Source organism: Pseudomonas sp. TE3911 (assembly GCF_054062775.1).
The window spans coordinates 6,182,126-6,207,065 of sequence record NZ_JBSSFP010000001.1; the positions used below are offsets into that span (position 1 = coordinate 6,182,126).

A 24,940-nucleotide genomic window follows, 5' to 3' on the forward strand; every position below is an offset into this window, starting at 1 on the left:
AGGCCTTGAAAGACCTACTGAATTTGCTGAAAAACCAGGGTCAAGTCGAAGAGTTCGACGCCATCCGTATTGGGTTGGCATCGCCTGAGATGATCCGTTCGTGGTCGTTCGGTGAAGTTAAAAAGCCGGAAACCATCAACTACCGTACGTTCAAACCTGAGCGTGACGGCCTGTTCTGCGCCAAGATCTTTGGCCCGGTAAAGGATTACGAGTGCCTGTGCGGTAAGTACAAGCGCTTGAAACACCGTGGTGTGATCTGCGAGAAGTGTGGCGTTGAAGTTGCACTGGCCAAGGTTCGTCGTGAGCGCATGGCGCACATCGAACTGGCTTCCCCGGTTGCCCACATCTGGTTCCTGAAATCGCTGCCGTCCCGTATCGGTTTGCTGATGGACATGACCCTGCGTGATATCGAGCGCGTTCTCTACTTCGAGAGCTATGTCGTTATCGACCCAGGCATGACCACCCTTGAAAAGGGTCAGTTGCTGAACGACGAGCAGTACTTCGAGGCGCTTGAAGAGTTCGGCGACGATTTCGATGCCCGCATGGGTGCCGAAGCGGTCCGCGAACTGTTGCACGCTATTGACCTGGAACACGAGATTGGCCGTCTGCGTGAAGAAATTCCGCAAACCAACTCCGAAACCAAGATCAAGAAGCTGTCCAAGCGTCTGAAGTTGATGGAAGCCTTCCAGGGTTCCGGCAACTTGCCAGAGTGGATGGTGCTGACCGTTCTGCCGGTTCTGCCGCCAGACCTGCGTCCGCTGGTACCGTTGGACGGCGGTCGTTTTGCGACCTCCGACCTCAACGACCTATACCGTCGCGTGATCAACCGTAACAACCGCTTGAAGCGCCTGCTTGATCTGTCCGCTCCGGACATCATCGTGCGCAACGAAAAGCGTATGTTGCAAGAAGCGGTTGATGCCCTGCTCGACAACGGTCGTCGTGGTCGCGCTATCACGGGTTCCAACAAGCGTCCTCTGAAATCCCTGGCCGACATGATCAAGGGTAAGCAAGGTCGTTTCCGTCAAAACTTGCTCGGTAAGCGTGTTGACTACTCCGGTCGTTCGGTAATTACCGTAGGCCCGACCCTGCGTCTGCACCAGTGCGGTCTGCCTAAGAAGATGGCTCTCGAGCTGTTCAAGCCGTTCATCTTCGGCAAGCTGGAAATGCGCGGTCTCGCGACCACCATCAAAGCGGCCAAGAAAATGGTCGAGCGCGAACTGCCAGAGGTTTGGGACGTTCTTGCTGAAGTGATTCGCGAACACCCGGTCCTCCTCAACCGTGCACCGACCCTTCACCGTCTGGGTATCCAGGCGTTTGAACCGGTACTGATCGAAGGTAAGGCTATTCAGCTGCACCCTCTGGTCTGTGCTGCGTACAACGCCGACTTCGACGGCGACCAAATGGCCGTGCACGTACCGCTGACGCTGGAAGCCCAGCTGGAAGCGCGTGCGTTGATGATGTCGACCAACAACATTCTGTCGCCAGCCAACGGTGAGCCAATCATCGTTCCGTCGCAGGACGTTGTATTGGGTCTGTACTACATGACGCGTGAAGCGATCAACGCCAAAGGCGAAGGTCGTGTATTTGCGGACTTGCAGGAAGTTGACCGTGTGTTCCGTGCCGGCGAAGCCGCATTGCACGCCAAGGTCAAGGTGCGGATCCACGAAACCGTCAACGATCGTGATGGCGGAAGCGTGAGCAACGTTCGTATCGTCGACACTACTGTCGGCCGTGCACTGTTGTATCAAGTTGTGCCAAAAGGTCTGTCGTACGATGTCGTCAACCTGCCGATGAAGAAAAAAGCGATCTCCAAGTTGATCAACCAGTGCTACCGCGTGGTTGGTTTGAAAGAGACTGTTATCTTCGCTGACCAGTTGATGTACACCGGTTTTGCTTATTCGACCATTTCCGGCGTTTCCATCGGTGTTAACGACTTTGTTATCCCGGATGAAAAAGCCCGCATCATCAGTGCTGCTACTGACGAAGTGAAAGAGATCGAAAGCCAGTACGCCTCGGGCCTGGTAACACAGGGCGAGAAGTACAACAAAGTGATCGACCTTTGGTCCAAGGCGAACGATGAAGTTTCCAAGGCGATGATGGCCAACCTCTCGAAAGAGAAAGTCATCGACCGTCATGGCGTCGAAGTCGACCAGGAGTCCTTCAACTCGATGTACATGATGGCCGACTCGGGCGCACGGGGTTCTGCTGCGCAGATCCGTCAGCTCGCCGGTATGCGTGGCCTGATGGCCAAGCCGGACGGTTCCATCATCGAAACGCCGATTACTGCGAACTTCCGTGAAGGTTTGAGCGTACTTCAGTACTTCATCTCCACTCACGGCGCTCGTAAAGGTCTGGCGGATACCGCGTTGAAAACCGCTAACTCCGGTTACCTGACACGTCGTCTGGTAGACGTTGCACAAGATCTGGTTGTAACCGAGATCGATTGCGGCACCGAGCACGGCCTGCTCATGACTCCGCACATTGAAGGCGGTGACGTTGTAGAGCCGCTGGGTGAGCGCGTATTGGGTCGTGTTATTGCGCGTGACGTGTTCAAGCCAGGTACTGAGGAAATCATCGTTCCTGCCGGCACTCTGGTTGATGAGAAGTGGGTCGAGTTCATCGAACTCAACAGCATCGACGAAGTGATTGTTCGCTCGCCGATTAGCTGCGAAACCCGCTACGGTATTTGCGCCAAGTGCTATGGCCGTGACTTGGCTCGTGGTCACCAGGTGAATATCGGTGAAGCGGTCGGCGTTATCGCTGCCCAATCCATCGGTGAGCCGGGTACCCAGCTGACCATGCGTACGTTCCACATCGGTGGTGCGGCAAGCCGGACCTCCGCAGCTGACAGCGTTCAGGTGAAGAATGGCGGTACTGTCCGTCTGCACAACCTGAAGCACGTTGAGCGAGTGGATGGTTGTCTGGTTGCGGTATCCCGTTCCGGTGAGCTGGCAATCGCTGACGACTACGGTCGTGAGCGTGAGCGTTACAAGCTGCCGTATGGTGCTGTGATTTCGGTTAAAGAAGGTGACAAGGTCGACGCTGGCGCAATCGTGGCCAAGTGGGATCCGCACACTCACCCAATCGTTACCGAAATGAAAGGTACCGTGACCTACGTGGGCATGGAAGAAGGCATCACGATCAAGCGTCAGACTGACGAATTGACCGGTATGACCAACATTGAAGTACTCGACGCGAAAGATCGTCCCGCTGCCGGTAAAGACATCCGTCCTGCCGTTAAGATGGTCGATGACAACGGCAAGGACTTGTTGCTGCCAGGCACTGACGTAATCGCTCAGTACTTCCTGCCAGCTAACGCCCTGGTCGGTGTAGCGGATGGTGCGAAGATTGCGATCGGTGATGTTATCGCTCGTATCCCGCAAGAAACTTCGAAGACCCGTGACATCACCGGTGGTCTGCCGCGTGTTGCCGACTTGTTCGAAGCTCGTCGTCCGAAAGAAGCATCGATTCTGGCTGAAGTCAGCGGCACCATCGCGTTCGGTAAAGAGACTAAAGGCAAGCGCCGTCTGGTTATTACCCCGAACGACGGTAGCGATCCGTACGAAGAGCTGATTCCGAAGTGGCGTCACCTGAACGTCTTCGAAGGCGAACAGGTAAACCGCGGCGAAGTTATCTCCGACGGCCCGAGCGATCCACACGACATCCTGCGTCTGCTGGGTGTGAGTGCGCTGGCCAAGTACATCGTTAACGAGATCCAGGATGTTTATCGTCTGCAAGGCGTGAAGATCAACGATAAGCACATTGAGACCATCCTGCGTCAGATGCTGCGTAAAGTTGAAATCGCTGAATCCGGCGATTCCAGTTTCATCAAGGGCGACCAGATGGAACTGACTCACGTACTGGTAGAGAACGAGCGTCTGGCTGGCGACGAGAAATTCGTATCCAAGTTCACTCGTGTCCTGCTGGGTATCACCAAGGCGTCGTTGTCCACTGAGTCGTTCATCTCGGCGGCCTCTTTCCAGGAGACCACTCGCGTACTGACCGAAGCAGCGGTAACCGGCAAGCGCGATTACCTGCGCGGCCTGAAAGAAAACGTGGTCGTGGGTCGTCTGATCCCGGCTGGTACCGGTTTGGCTTACCACAGCGAGCGTAAGCGCCGCCGTGATGCTGACAAGCCGCTGCGCGTAAGCGCCAGTGAAGTGGAAGCTGCACTGACCGAAGCGCTGAACTCAAGCGGTAACTGAGTTCTGCAATAAATAAGTCTGGGCCCTGGCAGTCCCATTCGTCGGATCGAGGCAATTCTGCCCCGGTTCGACGAGAGGGGAGGTCGGGGCCTTGCCTTGACTGGGGGCAAGATCCTCTTTAGACTCTTGTACCCCTAAATTTGGCGGGAACTCGTTCCTGCCATTTTTGCTTTTCTTGCAAGACAATAGCGTCGCAAGACAACAGTGGAGCTAGTAGATGGCAACTATCAACCAGCTGGTACGTCAGCCGCGTAAGCGTATCGTCGAGAAATCCGACGTGCCTGCGCTGCAGAACTGCCCGCAACGTCGTGGCGTATGCACTCGCGTGTATACCACTACGCCGAAAAAACCTAACTCGGCACTGCGTAAAGTGTGCCGTGTGCGTCTGACCAACGGTTTCGAGGTTTCCTCGTACATCGGCGGTGAAGGCCACAACCTGCAAGAGCACAGCGTGGTGCTGATTCGTGGCGGTCGTGTAAAAGACTTGCCAGGTGTTCGTTATCACACCGTACGTGGCTCCTTGGATACTTCCGGCGTTAAAGGTCGTAACCAGGGTCGTTCGAAGTACGGTACCAAGAAGCCTAAGTAGTAGCGGCTTTTTGTAAAACTGAACCATCTTATTTTCTGAGTCGATAAGAGTAAGGTCGGAGGCGTCCCGAAAGGGCACTGATTCCGAGCGAACCTGAAGACCGTTTGAGGGCTTATCCATGCCAAGAAGACGCGTAGCAGCCAAGCGCGAAGTGCTTGACGATCCAAAATACGGAAGCCAAATCCTGGCCAAGTTCATGAACCACGTGATGGAAAGCGGCAAGAAAGCCGTTGCCGAGCGTATCGTTTATGGCGCGCTGGAAAAGGTTAAAGAACGCAAGAACAGCGACCCCCTGGAAATCTTCGAGAAAGCTCTCGACGCCATCGCTCCGCTGGTCGAAGTGAAGTCGCGCCGTGTGGGCGGCGCTACTTATCAGGTTCCGGTTGAAGTTCGTCCGTCCCGTCGTAACGCCCTGGCAATGCGCTGGTTGGTAGACTTCGCCCGTAAGCGTGGCGAGAAGTCTATGGCTCTGCGTTTGGCTGGCGAACTGTTGGACGCTGCTGAAGGTAAAGGTGCTGCTGTTAAGAAGCGTGAAGACGTGCACCGTATGGCTGAAGCTAACAAAGCTTTCTCGCACTACCGCTTCTAATCTTAGCTTCACTAATTTTGCGAGGGCTTTATGGCTCGTACTACTCCGATTAGCCGCTACCGTAACATCGGTATCGTTGCTCACGTGGATGCTGGTAAAACCACCACCACCGAGCGCGTACTGTTTTACACCGGCAAAAGTCACAAAATGGGCGAGGTGCATGATGGCGCCGCGACCACAGACTGGATGGTTCAGGAGCAGGAGCGTGGTATTACCATTACTTCTGCTGCTATTACCGCCTTCTGGAAAGGTTCTGAGAAGCAGTACAAAGACGAGCATCGCTTCAACGTAATCGATACCCCGGGCCACGTAGACTTCACCATTGAAGTTGAACGTTCCCTGCGCGTACTCGATGGCGCTGTCGTTGTGTTCTGTGGTACTTCGGGTGTTGAGCCTCAGTCGGAAACCGTATGGCGTCAAGCCAACAAATACGGCGTTCCACGTCTTGTTTACGTAAACAAGATGGACCGTGCTGGTGCCAACTTCCTGCGCGTGATCGGTCAGATCAAGCAGCGTCTGGGTCACACTCCGGTGCCAATCCAGCTGGCTATCGGTTCCGAGGACAACTTCCAGGGTCAGATCGATCTGATCAACATGGAAGCGGTCTACTGGAATGATTCCGACAAAGGTATGGTTCCTGTTCGTAAGCCTATCCCTGCTGAACTGCAGGAACTGGCTGACGAGTGGCGCAACAACATGGTTGAGGCTGCTGCCGAAGCCAGCGAAGAGCTGATGAACAAGTACCTCGAAGGTGAAGAGCTCACCAACGTGGAAATCAAGGCCGCTCTGCGTCAGCGTACTATCGCTGGTGAGATCGTCTTGGCTGTTTGCGGTTCCTCGTTCAAGAACAAGGGTGTTCCCCTGGTTCTCGATGCTGTGATCGACTACCTGCCTGCTCCAACCGACATTCCTGCTATCAAGGGTACCAACCCTGATAACGAGGAAGAGGAAATGGAGCGTCATGCAGACGACAGCGAGCCGTTCTCGGCCCTGGCGTTCAAGATCGCTACCGACCCATTCGTGGGTACCTTGACTTTTGTCCGCGTTTACTCGGGCGTGTTGGCGTCCGGCGACGGTGTGATCAACTCGGTTAAAGGTAAGAAAGAGCGCGTGGGTCGTATGGTGCAAATGCACGCAAACGCCCGTGAAGAGATCAAGGAAGTGCGCGCTGGTGACATCGCGGCCCTGATCGGCATGAAGGATGTCACCACTGGTGAGACTTTGTGCGACGCTGCTAAGCCAATCATCCTGGTTCGCATGGACTTCCCGGAGCCGGTTATTTCGGTTGCCGTAGAGCCTAAGACCAAGGATGACCAGGAAAAAATGGGTATCGCTTTGGGCAAGCTTGCTCAGGAAGATCCATCTTTCCGCGTTAAGACTGATGAAGAGACTGGTCAAACGATCATCTCTGGCATGGGCGAGCTGCACCTGGACATCCTGGTTGACCGGATGCGCCGTGAGTTTAACGTCGAAGCCAACATCGGTAAGCCTCAGGTTTCCTATCGTGAGCGCATCACGAAAAACTGTGAAATCGAAGGCAAGTTCGTTCGTCAGTCCGGTGGTCGTGGTCAGTTCGGTCACTGCTGGATCCGTTTTGCTCCTGCTGACGAAGGTCAGGAAGGTCTGCAATTCGTGAACGAAGTAGTGGGTGGTGTTGTTCCTAAGGAATACATCCCTGCTATCCAGAAGGGTATCGAAGAGCAGATGAAGAACGGTGTTGTTGCCGGCTATCCGCTGATCGGCCTGAAAGCAACCGTTTTTGACGGTTCTTACCACGACGTCGACTCCAACGAGATGGCGTTTAAGGTGGCTGCTTCCATGGCAACCAAGCAACTGGCCCAAAAGGGCGGTGGTGAGTTGCTTGAGCCAATCATGGCGGTAGAAGTTGTTACACCTGAAGACTATATGGGTGATGTCATGGGCGACCTTAACCGTCGTCGCGGCATGATCTTGGGTATGGAAGACACGGTTTCCGGCAAAGTGATTCGCGCCGAGGTTCCGTTGGGTGAGATGTTCGGTTATGCGACCGACGTTCGCTCCATGTCCCAGGGTCGCGCAAGCTACTCTATGGAATTCAAAAAATACAACACAGCTCCGGCGCACATCGCTGAAACTGTATCTAAAAAACAAGGCTGATTCAGTCCTTTAGGCAAGGAGTTAATTGTCGTGGCTAAAGAAAAATTTGATCGTTCCCTACCGCACGTCAACGTTGGCACCATCGGTCACGTTGACCACGGTAAAACCACTCTGACTGCTGCTCTGACTCGCGTTTGCTCCGAAGTGTTCGGTTCCGCAATCGTTGATTTCGATAAAATCGACAGCGCACCAGAAGAAAAAGCTCGTGGTATCACCATCAACACCGCGCACGTTGAATACAACTCGCTGATCCGTCACTACGCTCACGTTGACTGCCCAGGTCACGCTGACTATGTGAAGAACATGATCACCGGTGCTGCTCAGATGGACGGTGCAATCCTGGTTTGCTCGGCCGCTGATGGTCCGATGCCGCAAACCCGTGAGCACATCCTGCTGTCCCGTCAGGTTGGCGTTCCGTACATCGTGGTTTACCTGAACAAGGCTGACCTGGTAGACGACGCTGAGCTGCTGGAACTGGTTGAGATGGAAGTGCGCGATCTGCTGAGCACTTACGACTTCCCAGGTGACGACACTCCGATCATCATCGGTTCTGCTCGTATGGCTCTGGAAGGCAAAGACGACAACGAAATGGGCACCACGTCCGTTCGTAAACTGGTTGAGACTCTGGACAGCTACATCCCAGATCCAGTTCGTGTTATCGACAAGCCGTTCCTGATGCCAATCGAAGACGTATTCTCGATCTCCGGTCGTGGTACTGTTGTGACTGGTCGTATCGAGCGCGGTATCGTTAAGGTTCAAGATCCACTGGAAATCGTTGGTCTGCGTGACACTACCGTCACCACCTGCACCGGTGTTGAAATGTTCCGTAAGCTGCTCGACGAAGGTCGTGCGGGCGAGAACTGCGGCGTTCTGCTGCGTGGTACCAAGCGTGACGACGTTGAGCGTGGCCAGGTTCTGGTTAAGCCGGGTTCGGTTAAGCCGCACACCAAGTTCGAAGCTGAAGTGTACGTGCTGAGCAAAGAAGAAGGCGGTCGTCACACTCCGTTCTTCAAAGGCTACCGTCCACAGTTCTACTTCCGTACTACCGACGTTACTGGTAACTGCGAACTGCCGGAAGGCGTAGAAATGGTAATGCCAGGCGACAACATCAAAATGGTTGTCACCCTGATCAAAACCATCGCTATGGAAGACGGTCTGCGCTTCGCAATCCGTGAAGGCGGCCGTACCGTTGGTGCTGGCGTTGTAGCTAAAATCATCGAGTAATTATCTCTTCTGAGATAGCTCTGATGTTTTGAGGAGGCCCCCGCTTAGCGGGGGCCTTTTTTATTGGGTTGACACCCATCTGGGCCGTCTATAGAATTGCGCCTCCTTTTAACGGGCGTATTGCGCTCGGTGGGAATAGCAGCCGGAGTCTGAAATCCAATGCAAAATCAGCAAATCCGTATCAGGTTGAAGGCTTTTGACCATCGCCTGATCGACCAATCCACCCAGGAAATCGTGGAAACCGCGAAACGTACTGGTGCTCAAGTGCGTGGTCCAATTCCACTGCCTACCCGTAAAGAGCGGTTCACCGTTCTGGTCTCCCCGCACGTCAACAAAGACGCGCGTGACCAGTACGAGATCCGTACTCATAAGCGCGTACTGGACATCGTCCAGCCAACGGATAAAACCGTTGATGCACTTATGAAGCTTGATCTGGCGGCCGGTGTGGAAGTTCAGATCAGCCTCGGCTAAGACTTGGGTCTTAGTCGTGTAACGCTCTGAAATGGGCGGCCATAGCGGGTGAAAGCCCCGTACACTCATGAGGTTTACAACATGACTATTGGTGTAGTCGGTCGTAAATGCGGTATGACCCGTATTTTCACCGAAGAAGGTGTCTCCATTCCGGTTACGGTCATTGAGATCGAACCGAATCGCGTCACCCAGTTCAAAACTGAAGAGACCGATGGCTATCGTGCAGTGCAAGTCACTGTCGGCGAGCGTCGTGCTTCGCGCGTGACTGCTGCTCAAGCAGGTCACTTCGCTAAAGCAAACGTTGCAGCTGGTCGCACTGTTATGGAGTTCCGTCTTGAAGATGGCGACTACCAGGCTGGCGATCTGATCAACGCTGAAATCTTTGCCGCTGGTCAACTGGTTGATGTAACCGGTCAGTCCAAAGGTAAAGGCTTCCAGGGTACGATCAAGCGTTGGAATTTCCGTGGTCAAGATAACACTCACGGTAACTCCGTCTCCCACCGCGTCCCGGGCTCTATTGGCCAGTGCCAGACTCCTGGTCGTGTATTCAAGGGCAAAAAAATGTCCGGTCATATGGGCGCTGAGCGCGTGACCGTGCAGTCCCTCGAAGTAGTGCGCGTCGACGCTGAACGCAATCTGTTGTTGGTCAAGGGTGCTGTTCCTGGCGCTACTGGCGGCAACCTGGTTGTACGTCCAGCGGCCAAGGCTCGCGGTTAAGGGGAAGCTGACATGCAATTAAATGTAAATGACGCTCAAGCGATCGAAGTTTCCGAACTGACATTTGGCGGCGAATTCAACGAGACGCTCGTTCACCAAGCAGTCGTGGCCTACATGGCCGGCGGCCGTCAAGGTAGCAAGCAGCAAAAGACCCGTTCCGACGTTCGTGGTGGCGGTAAGCGCCCATGGCGTCAGAAAGGCACTGGCCGTGCTCGTGCCGGTACTATCCGTAGCCCAATCTGGCGTGGCGGCGGTACCACTTTCGCAGCTCGTCCACAGGATCACACTCAGAAGCTCAACAAGAAGATGTACCGCGCAGCTCTGCGCTCCATCCTTGCTGAGCTCGTGCGTACTGATCGTCTGGTCGTGGTTCAGGACTTCGCTGTTGAAAGTCCAAAAACCAAAGATCTGCTGGGCAAACTGAACAACATGAGCCTGACCGATGTTTTGATCGTGTCTGAAGCTGTTGATCAGAACCTGTACCTGGCTGCTCGCAACCTGCCACACGTTGATGTACGTGACGTGCAAGGTTCCGATCCAGTTAGTCTGATCGCATACGACAAGGTGTTGATCACCGTGTCGGCCGTGAAGAAATTCGAGGAGCTGCTGGGATGAACCAGGAACGCGTATTTAAAGTTCTGCTTGGCCCGCACGTTTCCGAAAAGGCTACGGTTCTGGCTGACAAGAAAGGCCAGTTCGTTTTCAAGGTTGCAACTGACGCAACCAAGCTGGAAATCAAGAAGGCCGTCGAAAGCCTGTTCAGCGTGAAAGTAGAGCGTGTTACTACCCTGAATGTTCTGGGTAAGAGCAAGCGCACTGCTCGCGGTCTGGGCAAGCGTAATGACTGGAAGAAGGCAGTTATCTCCCTTCAGCCAGGCCAAGATCTCGATTTCAGCAGCAGTGCTGAGTAAGGAAGGGGTGCATCATGGCAATCGTTAAATGCAAACCGACTTCCCCTGGCCGCCGTTTTGTGGTCAAGGTGGTCAACCAGGAGCTGCATAAAGGCGCTCCTCACGCACCGCTGCTCGAGAAAAAATCGAAGACTGGTGGTCGTAACAACAATGGTCGTATTACCACTCGTCACATCGGTGGTGGCCATAAGCAGCATTATCGTTTGGTCGACTTCCGTCGCAACGACAAAGATGGCATCACTGCCACTGTTGAGCGTATCGAATACGATCCAAACCGTACTGCTCACATCGCTCTGCTGCTGTACGCAGATGGCGAGCGTCGCTACATCATCGCACCTAAAGGTGTGAGTGCTGGCGACCAGCTGATCGCAGGTGCCTTGGCGCCGATCAAGCCGGGCAACGCTCTGCAGCTGCGTAACATTCCAGTTGGTAGCACCGTACACGGCATCGAATTGAAGCCAGGTAAAGGCGCGCAAATCGCTCGTTCCGCTGGTGCTTCGGCTCAGCTGATCGCTCGTGAAGGTGTCTACGTGACCCTGCGTCTGCGTTCTGGTGAGATGCGTAAAGTTCTGGCTGAATGCCGCGCGACCCTAGGTGAAGTCTCGAACTCCGAGCACAGCCTGCGTTCGCTGGGTAAAGCTGGTGCCAAGCGCTGGCGTGGCGTTCGCCCAACCGTTCGTGGTGTTGCCATGAACCCGGTTGACCACCCACACGGTGGTGGTGAAGGTCGTACCTCTGGTGGTCGTCATCCGGTATCGCCATGGGGCTTCCCGACTAAGGGCGCGAAGACTCGTGGTAATAAGCGTACCGACAAAATGATCGTCCGTCGTCGCAAGTAAATAGAGGGATACGACAGTGCCACGTTCTCTGAAAAAAGGTCCTTTTATTGATCTTCACCTACTGAAGAAGATCGAAGTGGCGGCGGAAAAGAACGATCGCAAACCGGTGAAAACCTGGTCGCGTCGTTCGATGATCCTGCCACAAATGGTCGGTCTGACCATCGCTGTACACAACGGTCGCTTGCACGTCCCAGTTCTCGTGAACGAAGACATGGTCGGCCACAAACTAGGCGAGTTTGCCGGTACCCGCACTTATCGTGGGCACGTGGCAGACAAGAAAGCCAAGCGTTAAGGGGTTAGGAAATGGAAGTAGCCGCTAAGTTGTCGGGCGCTCGAATCTCCGCCCAGAAAGCCCGCTTGGTCGCCGACCAGATCCGCGGGAAGAAGGTGGGCGAAGCGCTCAACCTGTTGGCTTTCAGCAGTAAGAAAGCCGCCGAGATCATGAAGAAAGTGCTGGAGTCGGCCGTAGCCAACGCCGAGCATAACGAAGGCGCAGACGTTGATGACCTGAAGGTCAGCACCGTTTTCGTCAACGAAGGGCGTTCGCTGAAGCGCATCATGCCACGTGCCAAAGGCCGTGCTGATCGCATCGTCAAGCGGTCTTGCCATATCACTGTCAAGGTTGCTGACAAGTAACGGAGTCGAAGAGATGGGTCAGAAAGTACATCCCATTGGCATTCGCCTGGGAATCGTCAAGGAGCACACCTCCGTCTGGTACGCAGACGGTCGGACTTATGCGGACTATTTGTTCGCTGATCTGAAGGTGCGTGAGTATCTCCAAGACAAACTAAAAAGCGCGTCCGTAAGCCGTATCGATATCCATCGTCCGGCACAAACTGCACGTATCACCATCCACACCGCTCGTCCAGGTATCGTTATCGGGAAGAAAGGTGAAGATGTTGAGAAACTGCGTCAGGACCTGACCAAGCAAATGGGTGTGCCTGTGCACATCAATATCGAAGAGATCCGTAAGCCGGAGCTCGACGGTATGCTGGTTGCGCAGAGCGTAGCTCAGCAGCTGGAGCGTCGCGTAATGTTCCGTCGCGCTATGAAACGCGCCGTACAGAACGCCATGCGCATTGGTGCCAAAGGCATCAAAATCCAAGTGAGCGGTCGTCTCGGCGGTGCTGAAATCGCACGTACTGAATGGTATCGCGAAGGTCGTGTGCCACTGCACACCCTGCGTGCCGACATCGACTATGCCAACTACGAAGCTCACACCACTTATGGTGTGATCGGTGTAAAGGTTTGGATCTTCAAAGGCGAAGTAATTGGTGGTCGCCAAGAAGAACTGAAACCACAAGCACCAGCGCCTCGTAAAAAAGCTGCTAAGTAAGGGGTACGCCAAATGTTGCAACCAAAGCGTACGAAGTTCCGCAAGCAGATGACAGGCCACAACCGTGGTCTGGCTCAGCGCGGTAGCAAAGTCAGCTTCGGCGAGTTCGCGCTGAAGTCTGTAGCTCGTGGTCGTCTCACCGCTCGTCAGATCGAGTCAGCGCGTCGTGCACTGACCCGTCACGTTAAACGTGGCGGCAAGATCTGGATCCGTGTATTCCCGGACAAGCCGATCTCCAAAAAGCCCCTCGAAGTTCGGATGGGTAAAGGTAAGGGTAACGTGGAATACTGGGTAGCCCAGATTCAGCCAGGCAAAGTCCTGTATGAAATCGAGGGTGTAACTGAAGAGCTGGCGCGTGAGGCTTTTGCCCTGGCTGCTGCAAAGCTGCCGCTCGCCACCGCCTTTGTTAAACGGACGGTGATGTGATGAAAGCGAATGAACTTCGTGAAAAATCCGCACAGCAGCTGAACGAGCAACTGCTCGGCCTGCTGCGCGACCAGTTCAATCTGCGTATGCAGAAAGCAACTGGCCAGTTGGGGCAGTCTCATCTGCTCTCGCAAGTTAAGCGTGACATTGCTCGCGTGAAGACTGTGCTCAACCAGCAGGCAGGTAAGTGATCATGGCTGAAGCCGAAAAGACTGTCCGTACGCTGACTGGCCGTGTTGTCAGCGACAAGATGGACAAAACCATCACCGTTTTGATCGAGCGTCGCGTTAAGCACCCGATCTACGGTAAATATGTTAAGCGTTCGACTAAGCTGCACGCGCACGACGAAACCAATCAGTGCCACATCGGCGACAAGGTCACTATTCGTGAAACTCGTCCGCTGGCCAAGACCAAGTCTTGGGCGCTGGTTGATGTTCTCGAACGCGCTGTGGAAGTCTAAGGACTAGGGGTCGGAGAAATTATATGATTCAGACTCAATCCATGCTCGATGTGGCCGATAACAGCGGCGCTCGCCGTGTTATGTGCATCAAGGTGCTGGGTGGCTCCCATCGTCGTTACGCTGGTATCGGTGACATCATCAAAGTTACCGTGAAGGAAGCAATTCCTCGCGGTAAGGTGAAAAAAGGCCAAGTGATGACTGCTGTTGTAGTCCGCACTCGTCACGGTGTACGCCGTGCAGACGGCTCTATTATCCGCTTTGATGGCAACGCTGCTGTTCTTCTGAACAACAAGCAAGAGCCGATCGGCACCCGTATCTTTGGGCCAGTGACGCGTGAACTTCGTACTGAGAAGTTCATGAAGATCGTCTCGCTCGCCCCAGAAGTGCTGTAAGGAGATCCGACATGCAAAAGATTCGTCGTGACGACGAGATCATCGTGATCGCCGGCAAAGACAAAGGTAAGCGCGGTAAGGTTCTTAAGGTTCTCGCTAATAACCGTCTGGTTATTGGTGGTCTGAACCTGGTTAAGCGCCATACCAAGCCTAACCCTATGTCGGGCGTGCAGGGCGGTATCGTCGAAAAAGAAGCTCCTCTGGACGCTTCTAACGTCGCCATTTTCAACGGCGAAACCAACAAGGCTGACCGCGTTGGTTTTAAAGTAGAAGATGGCAAGAAAATTCGTGTCTTCAAGTCGACCCAAAAAGCGGTTGATGCTTGAACACTGCTAGGTAGAAGACCATGGCACGACTAAAAGAGATTTACTGGAAAGAAATCGCACCGAAGCTTAAGGAAGAACTTAAGCTCTCGAACGTGATGGAAGTTCCACGCGTTACCAAAATCACCCTGAACATGGGTTTGGGCGAAGCGGTCGGTGACAAAAAAGTCATCGAGCACGCTGTTGCTGACCTGGAAAAGATCACCGGTCAAAAAGTCGTTGTGACTTACGCTCGGAAATCCATCGCTGGCTTTAAAGTCCGTGAAGGTTGGCCGATCGGCGTCAAAGTGACTCTGCGCCGTGAGCGTATGTACGAATTCCTGGATCGTCTGCTGTCGATCTCCCTGCCTCGGGTTCGCGACTTCCGCGGCCTGAATGCCAAGTCCTTCGATGGTCGTGGTAACTACAGCATGGGCGTGAAAGAGCAGATCATCTTCCCGGAAATCGACTACGACAAGATCGATGCTCTCCGCGGTCTGGACATCACCCTGACCACCACTGCCAAGAACGATGATGAAGGTCGCGCTCTGTTGCGTGCTTTCAAATTCCCGTTCCGCAACTGATTGGAGTAGGACCATGGCCAAGATGAGCATGAAAAACCGCGAGCTGAAGCGTCAGCTCACGGTTGCCAAGTACGCCAAGAAGCGTGCAGCACTGAAAGCAATCATCGTTGATCTGAACGCAAGTCCAGAAGCGCGTTGGGAAGCTACAGTTGCTTTGCAGAAGCAGCCACGTGACGCAAGCGCTTCGCGCATGCGTAACCGCTGCCGCCTGACCGGTCGTCCACACGGCGTTTACCGCAAGTTCGGCCTCGGCCGTAACAAACTGCGTGAAGCGGCAATGCGTGGTGACGTACCAGGTCTGGTTAAAGCTAGCTGGTAAGTACTTTCAGCGTCTAGGGGGTCTGCATCGCAAGATACTGACCGCCGGTGACCTTGAATCTGGAACAAGCCCCTTTTGGGGCTTGTTTCATTTCCTGAGTGTGTCTAAAATACGCGGCTCGCCTGAGCCCGTGTTTTTTACGCTCGGAGATTCTCGGCGACATATGTAGCCGCAAGGCTAATTTTTTTGTATTAGGAGCGTCTAGCCCATGAGTATGCAGGACCCGTTAGCGGACATGCTAACTCGTATCCGTAATGCCCAGATGGCTGAAAAGTCCGTCGTAAGCATGCCATCTTCCAAGTTGAAGGTAGCTGTTGCCAAAGTCCTGAAAGACGAAGGCTACATTGCGGGTTATCAGATCAGCAGCGAAACCAAGCCACTGCTGTCCATCGAGCTGAAGTACTTCGAAGGCCGTTCGGTCATCGAGGAAGTGAAGCGCGTTAGCCGTCCAGGCCTGCGTCAGTACAAGTCCGCTGAAGATCTGCCGAAAGTTCGTGGCGGTCTTGGCGTGTCTATCGTCTCCACCAACAAAGGTGTGATGACGGATCGTGCTGCGCGCGCTGCCGGTGTCGGCGGCGAAGTTCTTTGCACTGTGTTCTAAGGGGGGATAAGCATGTCTCGCGTCGCTAAGAACCCCGTTAAGCTGCCAGCCGGTGTCGAAGTCAAATTCGCAGGCCAACAGCTTTCGGTGAAGGGTGCCAAGGGCACTCTTGAACTGAACATCCATTCGTCCGTTGAGATCGTTGAAGAAGCTGGTGAGCTGCGTTTCGCTGCTCGCAATGGCGATCAACAAACTCGCGCAATGGCCGGTACCACGCGTGCGTTGGTAAACAACATGGTCCAAGGCGTAAGCCAAGGCTTCGAGCGCAAGCTCCAGCTGGTCGGTGTTGGTTACAAAGCGCAAGCAAAAGGCACGGTTTTGAACCTTGCCCTTGGCTTCTCGCACCCAGTGGATTACGAACTGCCGGAAGGCATCACCGCTGAGACCCCTAGCCAAACCGATATCCTGATCAAGGGTATTGATAAGCAGCTGGTAGGTCAGGTGGCCGCTGAGATCCGCGACTTCCGTCCACCAGAGCCTTACAAAGGCAAAGGTGTGCGCTACGCGGACGAAGTCGTCCGTCGTAAAGAAGCCAAGAAGAAGTAGGGCATAGCAAATGACCGACAAAAAAGTTACTCGACTGCGTCGCGCTCGCAAAGCACGCCTGAAAATGCACGAACTCGAAGTCGTGCGTCTCTGCGTGTACCGCTCGTCGCAGCACATCTACGCCCAGGTCATCTCGGCCGACGGCAACCAAGTCCTGGCAAGCGCCTCGACTTTGGATAAAGAACTGCGTGATGGTGCCACTGGCAACATCGACGCGGCCACTAAGGTTGGCCAGCTGGTCGCTACGCGTGCTAAGGCCGCGGGCGTCTCGCAAGTGGCTTTCGACCGCTCTGGCTTCAAGTACCACGGCCGCGTGAAAGCGCTGGCTGATGCTGCTCGTGAAGCTGGGCTGGAGTTCTAAGTTATGTCAAATAACGACCAAAAGCGCGACGAAGGCTACATTGAGAAGCTGGTTCAAGTTAACCGCGTAGCTAAAACCGTTAAAGGCGGCCGTATCTTCACTTTCACTGCGTTGACCGTGGTAGGTGATGGTAAAGGGCGCGTTGGCTTCGGCCGTGGCAAGTCACGTGAAGTGCCTGCTGCGATCCAGAAGGCAATGGAAGCTGCTCGTCGCAACATGATCCAAGTTGATTTGAACGGTACCACTCTGCAGTACGCAATGAAGTCCGCCCATGGCGCTTCGAAGGTGTACATGCAGCCTGCCTCTGAAGGTACCGGTATCATCGCTGGCGGCGCTATGCGTGCTGTCCTCGAAGTTGCTGGTGTTCAGAACGTTCTGGCCAAGTGCTACGGCTCGACTAACCCTGTAAACGTGGTTCACGCCACTTTCAAAGGTTTGAAAGCCATGCAATCTCCTGAGTCCATCGCTGCTAAGCGTGGTCTGACTGTCAAGGAGATCTTCTGATCATGGCTACCGTTAAAGTAACGCTGATCAAAAGCATGACCGGCCGCATTCCTAACCACAAACTGTGTGTTAAAGGTTTGGGTCTGCGTCGCATCGGTCACACTGTAGAAGTCCAGGATACTCCCGAGAATCGCGGGATGATCAATAAGGCTTACTACATGCTGCGTGTAGAGGGTTAATCGATGAAACTCAATGATCTGAGTCCAGCGCCGGGCTCCCGTCGCGAAAAGCATCGTCCGGGCCGTGGTATCGGTAGCGGTTTGGGTAAGACTGGTGGCCGTGGTCACAAAGGTCAAACCTCCCGCTCCGGTGGCACCATTGCTCCAGGCTTTGAAGGCGGTCAACAGCCGCTGCATCGTCGCCTGCCTAAGTTCGGTTTCGTATCCCTGAAAGCTATGGATCGCGCAGAAGTGCGTCTGTCCGAGCTGGCTAAAGTGGAAGGCGACATCGTTACTGTGCAGACCCTGAAAGATGCCAACGTGATCAACGTCAACGTACAGCGTGTGAAAATCATGCTGTCCGGTGAAGTGACTCGCGCTGTCACTATCGGCAAGGGAATCGGCGCCACCAAAGGTGCGCGTTCGGCTATCGAAGCAGCTGGCGGCAAGTTCGAGGAATAAATGGCTAAGCAAGGTGCTCTCTCAGCGCTCGGCAAAGGCGGTATGTCTGAACTTTGGGCTCGTCTGCGTTTTCTGTTCCTGGCGATTATCGTCTACCGAATAGGCGCACACATCCCGGTTCCAGGTATCAACCCGGACCGACTCGCAGACCTGTTTCGACAGAATGAGGGGACCATTCTTAGCTTGTTCAATATGTTTTCCGGCGGCGCGCTGGAGCGGATGAGCATCTTTGCACTGGGGATCATGCCGTATATCTCGGCATCGATCATCATGCAGTTGATGACCGCCGTCAGCCCGCAGCTGGAGCAGTTGAAGAAGGAAGGTGAAGCTGGCCGTCGCAAGATTAGCCAGTACACCCGCTACGGCACTGTTGCTCTCGCTCTGGTTCAGGCTATCGGCATGTCCGTTGGCCTGGCTGGGCAGGGCGTTGCGTTCACTGGTGACTTTGGCTTCCATTTCGTCGCGGTATCCACATTTGTGGCTGGTGCGATGTTCATGATGTGGCTGGGTGAGCAGATTACTGAGCGCGGTGTTGGTAACGGTATCTCGATGTTGATTTTCGCAGGTATCGTCGCCGGTCTTCCGAGAGCGATTGGGCAGTCTTTCGAGTCTGCACGTCAGGGTGATATCAATATCTTCGCCCTAGTTGCTATCGGTTTGCTGGCAGTAGCGATTATCGGTTTTGTGGTGTTCATTGAGCGTGGCCAGCGTCGTATTGCTGTTCACTACGCCAAGCGTCAGCAGGGCCGTAAGGTCTTTGCTGCGCAGACTAGCCACTTGCCGCTGAAAGTGAATATGGCCGGTGTTATTCCGGCAATTTTCGCGAGCAGCATTTTGCTGTTTCCGGCTTCGTTGGGTACCTGGTTTGGCCAGTCTGAAAATATGGGCTGGCTGCAGGACCTCTCTCAGTCGATCGCTCCTGGTCAGCCGTTGAATATTCTGCTGTTTAGTGCAGGGATTATTTTCTTCTGCTTCTTCTATACGGCGTTGATGTTCAATCCGAAAGACGTAGCGGAAAACCTGAAGAAGTCCGGTGCCTTTATTCCGGGTATCCGTCCAGGTGAGCAGTCTGCGCGCTACATTGATGGCGTTCTGACTCGTTTGACCCTGTTCGGTGCTCTATATATGACGGCCGTCTGCCTGTTGCCCCAGTTCCTTGTGGTTGCAGCAAACGTTCCGTTCTACCTTGGCGGGACCTCGTTGCTGATCGTGGTCGTGGTTGTGATGGACTTCATGTCCCAAGTACAATCGCACCTCGTTTCGCACCAGTACGAATCCCTGATGAAGAAAGCCAACCTGAAGGGTTACGGCAGCGGCATGTTGCGCTGAGTACCCATAAGGTTCGAGGAGTTGGTGATGAAAGTTCGTGCATCGGTGAAAAAGCTGTGCCGTAACTGCAAGATTATTCGCCGCGAAGGTGTTGTTCGAGTAATTTGCAGCGCGGAACCGCGTCACAAACAGCGCCAAGGCTGAGTGTGATCCGCTTGAAGCCCGGCAGCTAGTGCGCTGCCGGGTTGATTATTTGTTATTACAGCGATATTATCTCGCGCCCTATTTCTTGGCTTCCGGGGCGTAGGTAGCTGTCAATTGGAGTCCCACTGAATGGCCCGTATTGCAGGCGTTAACATTCCAGATAACAAGCACACTGTTATCTCGCTGACCTACATCTATGGTGTTGGTCGCACTACTGCGCAGAAAATTTGCGCAGACACTGGGGTAAACCCAGCCGCTAAGATCAAGGATCTGAGCGACGAGCAGATTGAGCTGTTGCGTGGCGAAGTGGCGAAGTTCACCACTGAAGGTGACCTGCGTCGCGAAATCAACATGAAAATCAAGCGTTTGATGGACCTCGGTTGCTACCGTGGTCTGCGTCATCGTCGTGGTCTTCCAGTACGCGGTCAGCGTACCAAGACTAACGCGCGTACCCGTAAAGGTCCGCGTAAGCCGATCCGCAAGTAATCGCCCACGCGAATCGACAGGAAATTAATCATGGCAAAACCTGCTGCTCGTCCTCGTAAAAAAGTTAAAAAGACAGTGGTTGATGGCATCGCCCACATCCATGCATCTTTTAACAACACAATCGTGACCATCACCGACCGTCAAGGTAACGCGCTTTCTTGGGCTACCTCCGGTGGTTCGGGTTTCCGCGGTTCCCGCAAGTCCACCCCGTTTGCTGCTCAAGTAGCTGCTGAACGTGCTGGTCAAGCTGCGCTGGAATATGGCCTGAAAAACCTCGACGTTAACGTCAAAGGTCCAGGTCCAGGTCGTGAGTCTGCTGTCCGTGCTTTGAACGGCTGTGGCTATAAGATCGCCAGCATCACCGACGTGACGCCAATCCCGCACAACGGGTGCCGTCCGCCGAAGAAGCGCCGCGTGTAATCCAGGAGATTGTAAAGAATGGCTCGTTACATTGGTCCAAAATGCAAACTCGCTCGTCGCGAAGGCACCGATCTCTTCCTGAAGAGCGGCGTGCGCGCGATCGAATCGAAGTGCAACATTGAAGCAGCACCTGGTATCCACGGCCAACGCCGCGGTCGCCAGTCCGATTACGGCACCCAACTGCGTGAAAAGCAGAAGGTTCGTCGTATCTACGGCGTTCTCGAGCGTCAGTTCAGCGGCTACTACAAAGAAGCTGCTGGCAAGAAAGGTGCAACTGGTGAAAACCTGCTGCAACTGCTCGAATGCCGTCTGGACAACGTTGTATACCGTATGGGCTTTGGTTCGACTCGTGCCGAATCCCGTCAGCTGGTATCGCACAAGTCGATCAGCGTTAACGGTCAGACCGTAAACGTTCCGTCTTATCAGGTTCGTGCTGGTGACGTGGTCGCAGTTCGCGAGAAAGCAAAAAACCAACTTCGCATTGTCCAAGCTCTCGATCTGTGTGCCCAACGTGGCCGCGTAGAATGGGTAGAAGTAGACACTGAGAAGAAGTCGGGCGTTTTCAAGAACGTTCCTGCTCGCAGTGATCTGTCCGCCGACATCAACGAAAGCCTGATTGTCGAGCTCTACTCCAAGTAAGGGCTAGAAAATAGGTGCATCCATGCAGATTTCGGTAAATGAGTTCCTGACACCCCGCCACATTGATGTGCAGGTTGTCAGTCCAACCCGCGCCAAGATCACACTCGAGCCTCTCGAGCGTGGTTTTGGCCACACCCTGGGCAACGCGCTGCGCCGCATCCTGTTGTCCTCAATGCCCGGCTGTGCAGTAGTCGAGGCCGAGATTGACGGTGTGCTCCACGAGTACAGCGCCATCGAAGGTGTACAGGAAGACGTAATTGAAATCCTGTTGAACCTTAAAGGTCTGGCTATCAAGCTGCACGGCCGTGACGAAGTTACGCTGACCTTGTCGAAGAAGGGTTCGGGGGTGGTTACCGCTGCCGATATTCAGCTGGATCATGATGTCGAGATCGTTAATCCCGATCACGTAATCGCTAACCTGGCGTCTAACGGCGCCCTGAACATGAAGCTCACTGTAGCTCGTGGTCGTGGTTATGAACCGGCCGACTCGCGTCAGAGCGATGAAGACGAAAGCCGCAGCATTGGTCGCTTGCAGCTCGACTCTTCGTTCAGCCCGGTTCGCCGTATCGCATACGTGGTGGAAAACGCCCGTGTCGAACAGCGTACTAACCTGGACAAGCTGGTTATTGATCTGGAAACCAACGGTACTCTGGATCCTGAAGAGGCTATCCGCCGCGCTGCAACCATTCTGCAACAGCAGTTGGCTGCGTTCGTCGACCTCAAAGGTGACAGCGAACCAGTGGTAATCGAGCAGGAAGACGAGATCGATCCGATCCTGCTTCGCCCGGTTGACGATCTGGAACTGACTGTACGTTCGGCTAACTGCCTTAAGGCGGAAAACATTTACTACATCGGCGACCTGATTCAGCGTACCGAAGTAGAACTGTTGAAGACTCCGAACCTGGGCAAGAAATCCTTGACTGAAATCAAGGACGTTCTGGCCTCCCGCGGTCTGTCCCTCGGCATGCGCCTCGACAACTGGCCGCCTGCAAGTCTTAAGAAGGACGACAAGGCGACTGCCTGATCGTCGTAATCACCGAACGTGAGTTTGGTAAGGAATGAACCATGCGTCATCGTAAAAGTGGTCGTCACCTGAGCCGTACCAGCTCGCACCGCAAGGCCATGTTTCAAAACATGGCGGTGTCGCTGTTCGAGCACGAGCTGATCAAAACTACACTGCCGAAAGCTAAAGAACTGCGTCGCGTTTGCTGAGCCGCTGATTACTTTGGCTAAGACAGACAGCCTGGCTAACCGCCGTCTGGCTTTCGACCGTACTCGTTCGAAAGCTATCGTTGGTAAGCTCTTCAACGACCTGGGCAAGCGTTACGCTACCCGTGAGGGTGGCTACCTGCGCATCCTCAAGTGCGGTTTCCGCGCTGGTGACAACGCGCCTATGGCGTACGTTGAGTTGGTTGATCGTGCTACTGCCGGCGAAGCTGTAAGCGCCGAGTAAGACGACAAGCTGTAACAAAGAACCGGGCCTAGTGCCCGGTTTTTTGTGCGCGTAACAAAAGCGCGATTTGTACAAGTTTTCGGGGTAGGGGCTTGGCACTATGCTGTTGAGGTTGTTGGTAGTAATTTTCTATTGATGCGTGAAATTTAATGAATTTGTACGTGTCATGTTGCTGATCAATAATCCTCCCAAGCCGATTAGCCGGCAGTTCTAAGTCCGACCTGAGGAAAATTGAGCATGAGCCAGAATAAAATCCTTACTACCGCCAGCGGTGCTCCCGTTGCAGATAACCAGAATTCCCGTTCTGCTGGCCCGCGTGGCCCGCTGTTGCTCGACGATTTCCATCTGATCGAGAAGCTCGCTCACTTCAACCGTGAAAACATTCCTGAGCGCCGCGTACACGCCAAAGGGTCGGGTGCCTACGGAACGTTTACAGTCACCCAAGACATCACTCAGTACACAAGCGCCAAGCTGTTTGAATCTGTGGGTAAGCAGACCCCGACCTTCCTGCGCTTCTCAACTGTGGGAGGTGAGCGTGGTTCTGCTGATACTGAGCGCGACCCACGTGGTTTTGCCTTGAAGTTCTACACTGAGGAAGGCAACTGGGACATCGTGGGGAACAACACTCCGGTGTTCTTCATTCGCGATCCGCTGAAATTCCCTGACTTCATTCACACTCAGAAGCGTCTGCCGCAAAGCAATCTCAAAAGCGCACAGATGATGTGGGACTTTTGGTCGCACTCCCCTGAGGCGCTGCACCAAGTGACCATCTTGTTTTCGGACCGTGGCATTCCAGACGGCTACCGTCACATGCACGGCTTTGGCAGCCACACTTACAGCCTGATCAATGCTAATGGTGAGCGTCACTGGGTGAAATGGCACTACAAAACCAAGCAGGGGATCAAGAATCTGGCTCCAGCCGATGCTGCACGCTTGGCCGGTTCCGACCCCGATTACGCCCAGCGTGATCTGTTCGGTGCGATCGAGCGCGGTGATTTCCCGAAATGGCGCGTCTGCATCCAGATCATGACTGAAGCCCAGGCTAACGCTCACTACGAGAATCCTTTCGACGTGACCAAAACCTGGTCGCAGAAGGAATTTCCGTTGATCGAAGTTGGTGAGCTTGAGCTCAATCGCAACCCGCAAAACTACTTTGCTGAAGTTGAGCAGGCAGCATTCGGCCCGAGCAATATGGTCCCAGGTGTTGGCCTGTCCCCAGACCGCATGCTGCAAGGTCGGGTTTTTGCCTACGCTGATGCCCACCGCTACCGTGTTGGCACCAATCACCAGCAGTTGCCGGTAAATGCGCCGCGCAACCCGGTAAATAGCTACCAGCGTGACGGGTCGATGGCTTTCGGCAACAACGGTGGTGCCGCCCCTAACTACGAGCCAAACAGCTACGCCGATGCACCTAAGCAAGCTCCGCAGTACGCCGAGCCAGCCTTGGCCCTGAGCGGTGCCGCTGATCGTTACGATCATCGGGAAGACACTGACTACTACAGCCACGCCGGTGCGCTGTTCCGCCTGATGAACGATGATCAGAAAGCCCTGCTCACCGATAACATCGCGGGTGCAATGGCTGGGGTTTCCAATGATGTGGTTCAGCGTCAATTGGCGCACTTTTACAAAGCGGACCCTGCATATGGAGAAGCAATCGCAAAGGCATTGGGTGTATCGCTTAACTGACTCTAAACGATAAGCAGAACCGCCCTCATTTGGGCGGTTTTTGCGTTATTTCCGCTACTTTTCTCCGGAAATCTTCACTTTTATGCCGTTAGTCCCGTGACCTCCGAGTCATCATGGTTCAAACTACAGACTTTCAAGCAGGGAGATGTAGGGCGATGCAAGGTCACCCCGACGTAATCGATTACCTCAACACGTTGCTGACGGGCGAACTGGCAGCTCGTGACCAATATTTCATCCACTCGCGTATGTACGAAGACTGGGGTTTTACCGAACTCTATGAGCGTATCAACCACGAGATGGAAGAAGAGGCACAGCACGCTGACGCGCTGATGCGTCGTATCCTGATGCTCGAAGGCACGCCGCGCATGCGTCCCGATGATCTGGACGTGGGCACCAGCGTACCTGACATGCTCGCAGCCGATCTTCGCCTTGAATACAAGGTGCGTGCTGCGCTCTGCAAGGGCATCGAGCTCTGCGAGCAGCACAGCGACTTCGTCACGCGGGAAATCCTGCGTGTGCAGTTAAACGACACCGAAGAAGATCACACCTACTGGCTGGAAAAGCAGTTGGGCCTGATCAAGTTGGTAGGGCTGGAGAATTATCTGCAATCGCAGTTCTGATTTCCGGCTACTAAAAAGCCCCTGTCACCGC

At 54.2% G+C, this 24,940-nt stretch carries 34 protein-coding genes and 1 pseudogene; all 35 read left to right on the plus strand.

Going from position 1 to position 24,940, the window contains the following annotated elements; genetic code table 11:
- Nucleotides 1–5: 5 nt before the first annotated feature.
- The 35 genes and pseudogenes from rpoC to bfr all read left to right on the plus strand — a co-directional run bounded on the left by rpoC (nt 6) and on the right by bfr (nt 24,909).
- Nucleotides 6–4,205 carry a DNA-directed RNA polymerase subunit beta' gene (rpoC, locus tag ACVWXD_RS28160; RefSeq protein WP_032884534.1) on the plus strand — a complete coding sequence of 1,400 codons (4,200 nt, stop codon included), beginning with the start codon at nt 6–8 and terminating at the stop codon, nt 4,203–4,205.
- Between the two features lie 217 nt (nt 4,206–4,422).
- Complete coding sequence (rpsL, locus tag ACVWXD_RS28165; protein WP_002555494.1) at nt 4,423–4,794, plus strand: 30S ribosomal protein S12; 372 nt, start codon at nt 4,423–4,425, stop codon at nt 4,792–4,794.
- A gap of 118 nt (nt 4,795–4,912) precedes the next feature.
- Complete coding sequence (rpsG, locus tag ACVWXD_RS28170; RefSeq protein WP_002555493.1) at nt 4,913–5,383, plus strand: 30S ribosomal protein S7; 471 nt, start codon at nt 4,913–4,915, stop codon at nt 5,381–5,383.
- A 30-nt stretch (nt 5,384–5,413) separates the two neighbouring features.
- On the plus strand, nt 5,414–7,519 hold the full coding sequence (gene fusA, locus ACVWXD_RS28175; protein WP_010206921.1) for an elongation factor G: 2,106 nt from the start codon (nt 5,414–5,416) through the stop codon (nt 7,517–7,519).
- A 30-nt stretch (nt 7,520–7,549) separates the two neighbouring features.
- On the plus strand, nt 7,550–8,743 hold the full coding sequence (gene tuf, locus ACVWXD_RS28180) for an elongation factor Tu (protein ID WP_003176426.1): 1,194 nt from the start codon (nt 7,550–7,552) through the stop codon (nt 8,741–8,743).
- Between the two features lie 159 nt (nt 8,744–8,902).
- Nucleotides 8,903–9,214: a 30S ribosomal protein S10 gene (gene rpsJ / locus ACVWXD_RS28185; protein WP_003186070.1), complete on the plus strand. Its 312-nt coding sequence runs from the start codon at nt 8,903–8,905 to the stop codon at nt 9,212–9,214.
- An 81-nt stretch (nt 9,215–9,295) separates the two neighbouring features.
- Entirely contained in the window at nt 9,296–9,931 is a 636-nt protein-coding gene (gene rplC, locus ACVWXD_RS28190; RefSeq protein ID WP_003194649.1) for a 50S ribosomal protein L3, read from the plus strand.
- A 12-nt stretch (nt 9,932–9,943) separates the two neighbouring features.
- Nucleotides 9,944–10,546: a 50S ribosomal protein L4 gene (gene rplD, locus ACVWXD_RS28195; protein ID WP_017135963.1), complete on the plus strand. Its 603-nt coding sequence runs from the start codon at nt 9,944–9,946 to the stop codon at nt 10,544–10,546.
- Entirely contained in the window at nt 10,543–10,842 is a 300-nt protein-coding gene (gene rplW, locus ACVWXD_RS28200) for a 50S ribosomal protein L23 (protein ID WP_002555488.1), read from the plus strand. The genes rplD and rplW overlap by 4 nt, the downstream gene beginning before the upstream one ends.
- A 14-nt stretch (nt 10,843–10,856) precedes the next feature.
- The gene (gene rplB / locus ACVWXD_RS28205; protein WP_032884535.1) at nt 10,857–11,681 is read left to right on the plus strand and encodes a 50S ribosomal protein L2; all 825 of its coding nucleotides are present in this window, start codon (nt 10,857–10,859) and stop codon (nt 11,679–11,681) included.
- Between the two features lie 16 nt (nt 11,682–11,697).
- Nucleotides 11,698–11,973: a 30S ribosomal protein S19 gene (gene rpsS / locus ACVWXD_RS28210; RefSeq protein WP_003232420.1), complete on the plus strand. Its 276-nt coding sequence runs from the start codon at nt 11,698–11,700 to the stop codon at nt 11,971–11,973.
- 11 nt (nt 11,974–11,984) lie between these two features.
- Nucleotides 11,985–12,317, plus strand: coding sequence for a 50S ribosomal protein L22 (rplV, locus tag ACVWXD_RS28215; RefSeq protein WP_003103908.1), 333 nt, complete (start codon nt 11,985–11,987; stop codon nt 12,315–12,317).
- A gap of 13 nt (nt 12,318–12,330) precedes the next feature.
- The gene (rpsC, locus tag ACVWXD_RS28220; protein WP_003176422.1) at nt 12,331–13,017 is read left to right on the plus strand and encodes a 30S ribosomal protein S3; all 687 of its coding nucleotides are present in this window, start codon (nt 12,331–12,333) and stop codon (nt 13,015–13,017) included.
- Nucleotides 13,018–13,029: 12 nt separating this feature from the next.
- The gene (gene rplP, locus ACVWXD_RS28225; protein WP_003232424.1) at nt 13,030–13,443 is read left to right on the plus strand and encodes a 50S ribosomal protein L16; all 414 of its coding nucleotides are present in this window, start codon (nt 13,030–13,032) and stop codon (nt 13,441–13,443) included.
- Nucleotides 13,443–13,634 carry a 50S ribosomal protein L29 gene (gene rpmC / locus ACVWXD_RS28230; RefSeq protein ID WP_002555481.1) on the plus strand — a complete coding sequence of 64 codons (192 nt, stop codon included), beginning with the start codon at nt 13,443–13,445 and terminating at the stop codon, nt 13,632–13,634. Before rplP ends, rpmC begins: the two co-directional genes overlap by 1 nt.
- Nucleotides 13,635–13,636: 2 nt before the next feature.
- Nucleotides 13,637–13,903 (plus strand): 30S ribosomal protein S17, encoded by a 267-nt coding sequence (rpsQ, locus tag ACVWXD_RS28235; RefSeq protein ID WP_003176419.1) that lies wholly within the window; start codon nt 13,637–13,639, stop codon nt 13,901–13,903.
- A gap of 23 nt (nt 13,904–13,926) precedes the next feature.
- Entirely contained in the window at nt 13,927–14,295 is a 369-nt protein-coding gene (gene rplN / locus ACVWXD_RS28240) for a 50S ribosomal protein L14 (RefSeq protein ID WP_002555479.1), read from the plus strand.
- An 11-nt stretch (nt 14,296–14,306) separates the two neighbouring features.
- On the plus strand, nt 14,307–14,621 hold the full coding sequence (gene rplX, locus ACVWXD_RS28245) for a 50S ribosomal protein L24 (RefSeq protein WP_003176416.1): 315 nt from the start codon (nt 14,307–14,309) through the stop codon (nt 14,619–14,621).
- A gap of 20 nt (nt 14,622–14,641) precedes the next feature.
- Nucleotides 14,642–15,181 carry a 50S ribosomal protein L5 gene (rplE, locus tag ACVWXD_RS28250; protein WP_003176415.1) on the plus strand — a complete coding sequence of 180 codons (540 nt, stop codon included), beginning with the start codon at nt 14,642–14,644 and terminating at the stop codon, nt 15,179–15,181.
- Between the two features lie 13 nt (nt 15,182–15,194).
- On the plus strand, nt 15,195–15,500 hold the full coding sequence (gene rpsN / locus ACVWXD_RS28255; RefSeq protein ID WP_003176414.1) for a 30S ribosomal protein S14: 306 nt from the start codon (nt 15,195–15,197) through the stop codon (nt 15,498–15,500).
- 208 nt (nt 15,501–15,708) lie between these two features.
- Nucleotides 15,709–16,101 (plus strand): 30S ribosomal protein S8, encoded by a 393-nt coding sequence (rpsH, locus tag ACVWXD_RS28260; RefSeq protein ID WP_010566853.1) that lies wholly within the window; start codon nt 15,709–15,711, stop codon nt 16,099–16,101.
- Between the two features lie 12 nt (nt 16,102–16,113).
- Nucleotides 16,114–16,647 carry a 50S ribosomal protein L6 gene (gene rplF, locus ACVWXD_RS28265; protein WP_003176412.1) on the plus strand — a complete coding sequence of 178 codons (534 nt, stop codon included), beginning with the start codon at nt 16,114–16,116 and terminating at the stop codon, nt 16,645–16,647.
- Nucleotides 16,648–16,657: 10 nt separating this feature from the next.
- Nucleotides 16,658–17,008, plus strand: a complete 351-nt coding sequence (gene rplR, locus ACVWXD_RS28270; protein WP_003176410.1) for a 50S ribosomal protein L18 — start codon at nt 16,658–16,660, stop codon at nt 17,006–17,008.
- A gap of 3 nt (nt 17,009–17,011) precedes the next feature.
- Complete coding sequence (rpsE, locus tag ACVWXD_RS28275) at nt 17,012–17,512, plus strand: 30S ribosomal protein S5 (RefSeq protein WP_003176409.1); 501 nt, start codon at nt 17,012–17,014, stop codon at nt 17,510–17,512.
- Between the two features lie 2 nt (nt 17,513–17,514).
- Nucleotides 17,515–17,691, plus strand: a complete 177-nt coding sequence (gene rpmD / locus ACVWXD_RS28280) for a 50S ribosomal protein L30 (RefSeq protein WP_003176408.1) — start codon at nt 17,515–17,517, stop codon at nt 17,689–17,691.
- Between the two features lie 3 nt (nt 17,692–17,694).
- Nucleotides 17,695–18,132 carry a 50S ribosomal protein L15 gene (rplO, locus tag ACVWXD_RS28285; protein ID WP_003176407.1) on the plus strand — a complete coding sequence of 146 codons (438 nt, stop codon included), beginning with the start codon at nt 17,695–17,697 and terminating at the stop codon, nt 18,130–18,132.
- Nucleotides 18,133–19,461, plus strand: a complete 1,329-nt coding sequence (gene secY / locus ACVWXD_RS28290) for a preprotein translocase subunit SecY (protein WP_017736663.1) — start codon at nt 18,133–18,135, stop codon at nt 19,459–19,461.
- A 27-nt stretch (nt 19,462–19,488) separates the two neighbouring features.
- Complete coding sequence (gene rpmJ, locus ACVWXD_RS28295; RefSeq protein WP_002555468.1) at nt 19,489–19,605, plus strand: 50S ribosomal protein L36; 117 nt, start codon at nt 19,489–19,491, stop codon at nt 19,603–19,605.
- A 129-nt stretch (nt 19,606–19,734) separates the two neighbouring features.
- Nucleotides 19,735–20,091, plus strand: a complete 357-nt coding sequence (gene rpsM, locus ACVWXD_RS28300; RefSeq protein ID WP_003210063.1) for a 30S ribosomal protein S13 — start codon at nt 19,735–19,737, stop codon at nt 20,089–20,091.
- 30 nt (nt 20,092–20,121) lie between these two features.
- Complete coding sequence (gene rpsK, locus ACVWXD_RS28305) at nt 20,122–20,511, plus strand: 30S ribosomal protein S11 (RefSeq protein WP_002555466.1); 390 nt, start codon at nt 20,122–20,124, stop codon at nt 20,509–20,511.
- An 18-nt stretch (nt 20,512–20,529) separates the two neighbouring features.
- Nucleotides 20,530–21,150 (plus strand): 30S ribosomal protein S4, encoded by a 621-nt coding sequence (rpsD, locus tag ACVWXD_RS28310; RefSeq protein ID WP_003176404.1) that lies wholly within the window; start codon nt 20,530–20,532, stop codon nt 21,148–21,150.
- 22 nt (nt 21,151–21,172) lie between these two features.
- A complete protein-coding gene (locus ACVWXD_RS28315) occupies nt 21,173–22,174 on the plus strand; it encodes a DNA-directed RNA polymerase subunit alpha (RefSeq protein ID WP_003176403.1) in 1,002 nt (333 codons plus the stop codon).
- A gap of 41 nt (nt 22,175–22,215) precedes the next feature.
- Nucleotides 22,216–22,603: pseudogene (gene rplQ / locus ACVWXD_RS28320) on the plus strand (50S ribosomal protein L17).
- 237 nt (nt 22,604–22,840) lie between these two features.
- Complete coding sequence (locus ACVWXD_RS28325; protein WP_457371545.1) at nt 22,841–24,289, plus strand: catalase; 1,449 nt, start codon at nt 22,841–22,843, stop codon at nt 24,287–24,289.
- 155 nt (nt 24,290–24,444) lie between these two features.
- A complete protein-coding gene (gene bfr / locus ACVWXD_RS28330) occupies nt 24,445–24,909 on the plus strand; it encodes a bacterioferritin (protein WP_032884537.1) in 465 nt (154 codons plus the stop codon).
- Nucleotides 24,910–24,940: the final 31 nt, after the last annotated feature.

Coding starts and splice junctions, on each gene's coding strand:
- rpsL (WP_002555494.1), top strand. CDS start 4,423: ATGGCAACTATCAACCAGCTGGTACGTCAGCCGCGTAAGCGTATCGTC.
- rpsG (WP_002555493.1), top strand. CDS start 4,913: ATGCCAAGAAGACGCGTAGCAGCCAAGCGCGAAGTGCTTGACGATCCA.
- fusA (WP_010206921.1), top strand. CDS start 5,414: ATGGCTCGTACTACTCCGATTAGCCGCTACCGTAACATCGGTATCGTT.
- rpsJ (WP_003186070.1), top strand. CDS start 8,903: ATGCAAAATCAGCAAATCCGTATCAGGTTGAAGGCTTTTGACCATCGC.
- rplC (WP_003194649.1), top strand. CDS start 9,296: ATGACTATTGGTGTAGTCGGTCGTAAATGCGGTATGACCCGTATTTTC.
- rplD (WP_017135963.1), top strand. CDS start 9,944: ATGCAATTAAATGTAAATGACGCTCAAGCGATCGAAGTTTCCGAACTG.
- rplW (WP_002555488.1), top strand. CDS start 10,543: ATGAACCAGGAACGCGTATTTAAAGTTCTGCTTGGCCCGCACGTTTCC.
- rplB (WP_032884535.1), top strand. CDS start 10,857: ATGGCAATCGTTAAATGCAAACCGACTTCCCCTGGCCGCCGTTTTGTG.
- rplV (WP_003103908.1), top strand. CDS start 11,985: ATGGAAGTAGCCGCTAAGTTGTCGGGCGCTCGAATCTCCGCCCAGAAA.
- rpsC (WP_003176422.1), top strand. CDS start 12,331: ATGGGTCAGAAAGTACATCCCATTGGCATTCGCCTGGGAATCGTCAAG.
- rplP (WP_003232424.1), top strand. CDS start 13,030: ATGTTGCAACCAAAGCGTACGAAGTTCCGCAAGCAGATGACAGGCCAC.
- rpmC (WP_002555481.1), top strand. CDS start 13,443: ATGAAAGCGAATGAACTTCGTGAAAAATCCGCACAGCAGCTGAACGAG.
- rpsQ (WP_003176419.1), top strand. CDS start 13,637: ATGGCTGAAGCCGAAAAGACTGTCCGTACGCTGACTGGCCGTGTTGTC.
- rplN (WP_002555479.1), top strand. CDS start 13,927: ATGATTCAGACTCAATCCATGCTCGATGTGGCCGATAACAGCGGCGCT.
- rplX (WP_003176416.1), top strand. CDS start 14,307: ATGCAAAAGATTCGTCGTGACGACGAGATCATCGTGATCGCCGGCAAA.
- rplE (WP_003176415.1), top strand. CDS start 14,642: ATGGCACGACTAAAAGAGATTTACTGGAAAGAAATCGCACCGAAGCTT.
- rpsN (WP_003176414.1), top strand. CDS start 15,195: ATGGCCAAGATGAGCATGAAAAACCGCGAGCTGAAGCGTCAGCTCACG.
- rpsH (WP_010566853.1), top strand. CDS start 15,709: ATGAGTATGCAGGACCCGTTAGCGGACATGCTAACTCGTATCCGTAAT.
- rplF (WP_003176412.1), top strand. CDS start 16,114: ATGTCTCGCGTCGCTAAGAACCCCGTTAAGCTGCCAGCCGGTGTCGAA.
- rplR (WP_003176410.1), top strand. CDS start 16,658: ATGACCGACAAAAAAGTTACTCGACTGCGTCGCGCTCGCAAAGCACGC.
- rpsE (WP_003176409.1), top strand. CDS start 17,012: ATGTCAAATAACGACCAAAAGCGCGACGAAGGCTACATTGAGAAGCTG.
- rpmD (WP_003176408.1), top strand. CDS start 17,515: ATGGCTACCGTTAAAGTAACGCTGATCAAAAGCATGACCGGCCGCATT.
- rplO (WP_003176407.1), top strand. CDS start 17,695: ATGAAACTCAATGATCTGAGTCCAGCGCCGGGCTCCCGTCGCGAAAAG.
- secY (WP_017736663.1), top strand. CDS start 18,133: ATGGCTAAGCAAGGTGCTCTCTCAGCGCTCGGCAAAGGCGGTATGTCT.
- rpmJ (WP_002555468.1), top strand. CDS start 19,489: ATGAAAGTTCGTGCATCGGTGAAAAAGCTGTGCCGTAACTGCAAGATT.
- rpsM (WP_003210063.1), top strand. CDS start 19,735: ATGGCCCGTATTGCAGGCGTTAACATTCCAGATAACAAGCACACTGTT.
- rpsK (WP_002555466.1), top strand. CDS start 20,122: ATGGCAAAACCTGCTGCTCGTCCTCGTAAAAAAGTTAAAAAGACAGTG.
- rpsD (WP_003176404.1), top strand. CDS start 20,530: ATGGCTCGTTACATTGGTCCAAAATGCAAACTCGCTCGTCGCGAAGGC.
- ACVWXD_RS28315 (WP_003176403.1), top strand. CDS start 21,173: ATGCAGATTTCGGTAAATGAGTTCCTGACACCCCGCCACATTGATGTG.
- ACVWXD_RS28325 (WP_457371545.1), top strand. CDS start 22,841: ATGAGCCAGAATAAAATCCTTACTACCGCCAGCGGTGCTCCCGTTGCA.
- bfr (WP_032884537.1), top strand. CDS start 24,445: ATGCAAGGTCACCCCGACGTAATCGATTACCTCAACACGTTGCTGACG.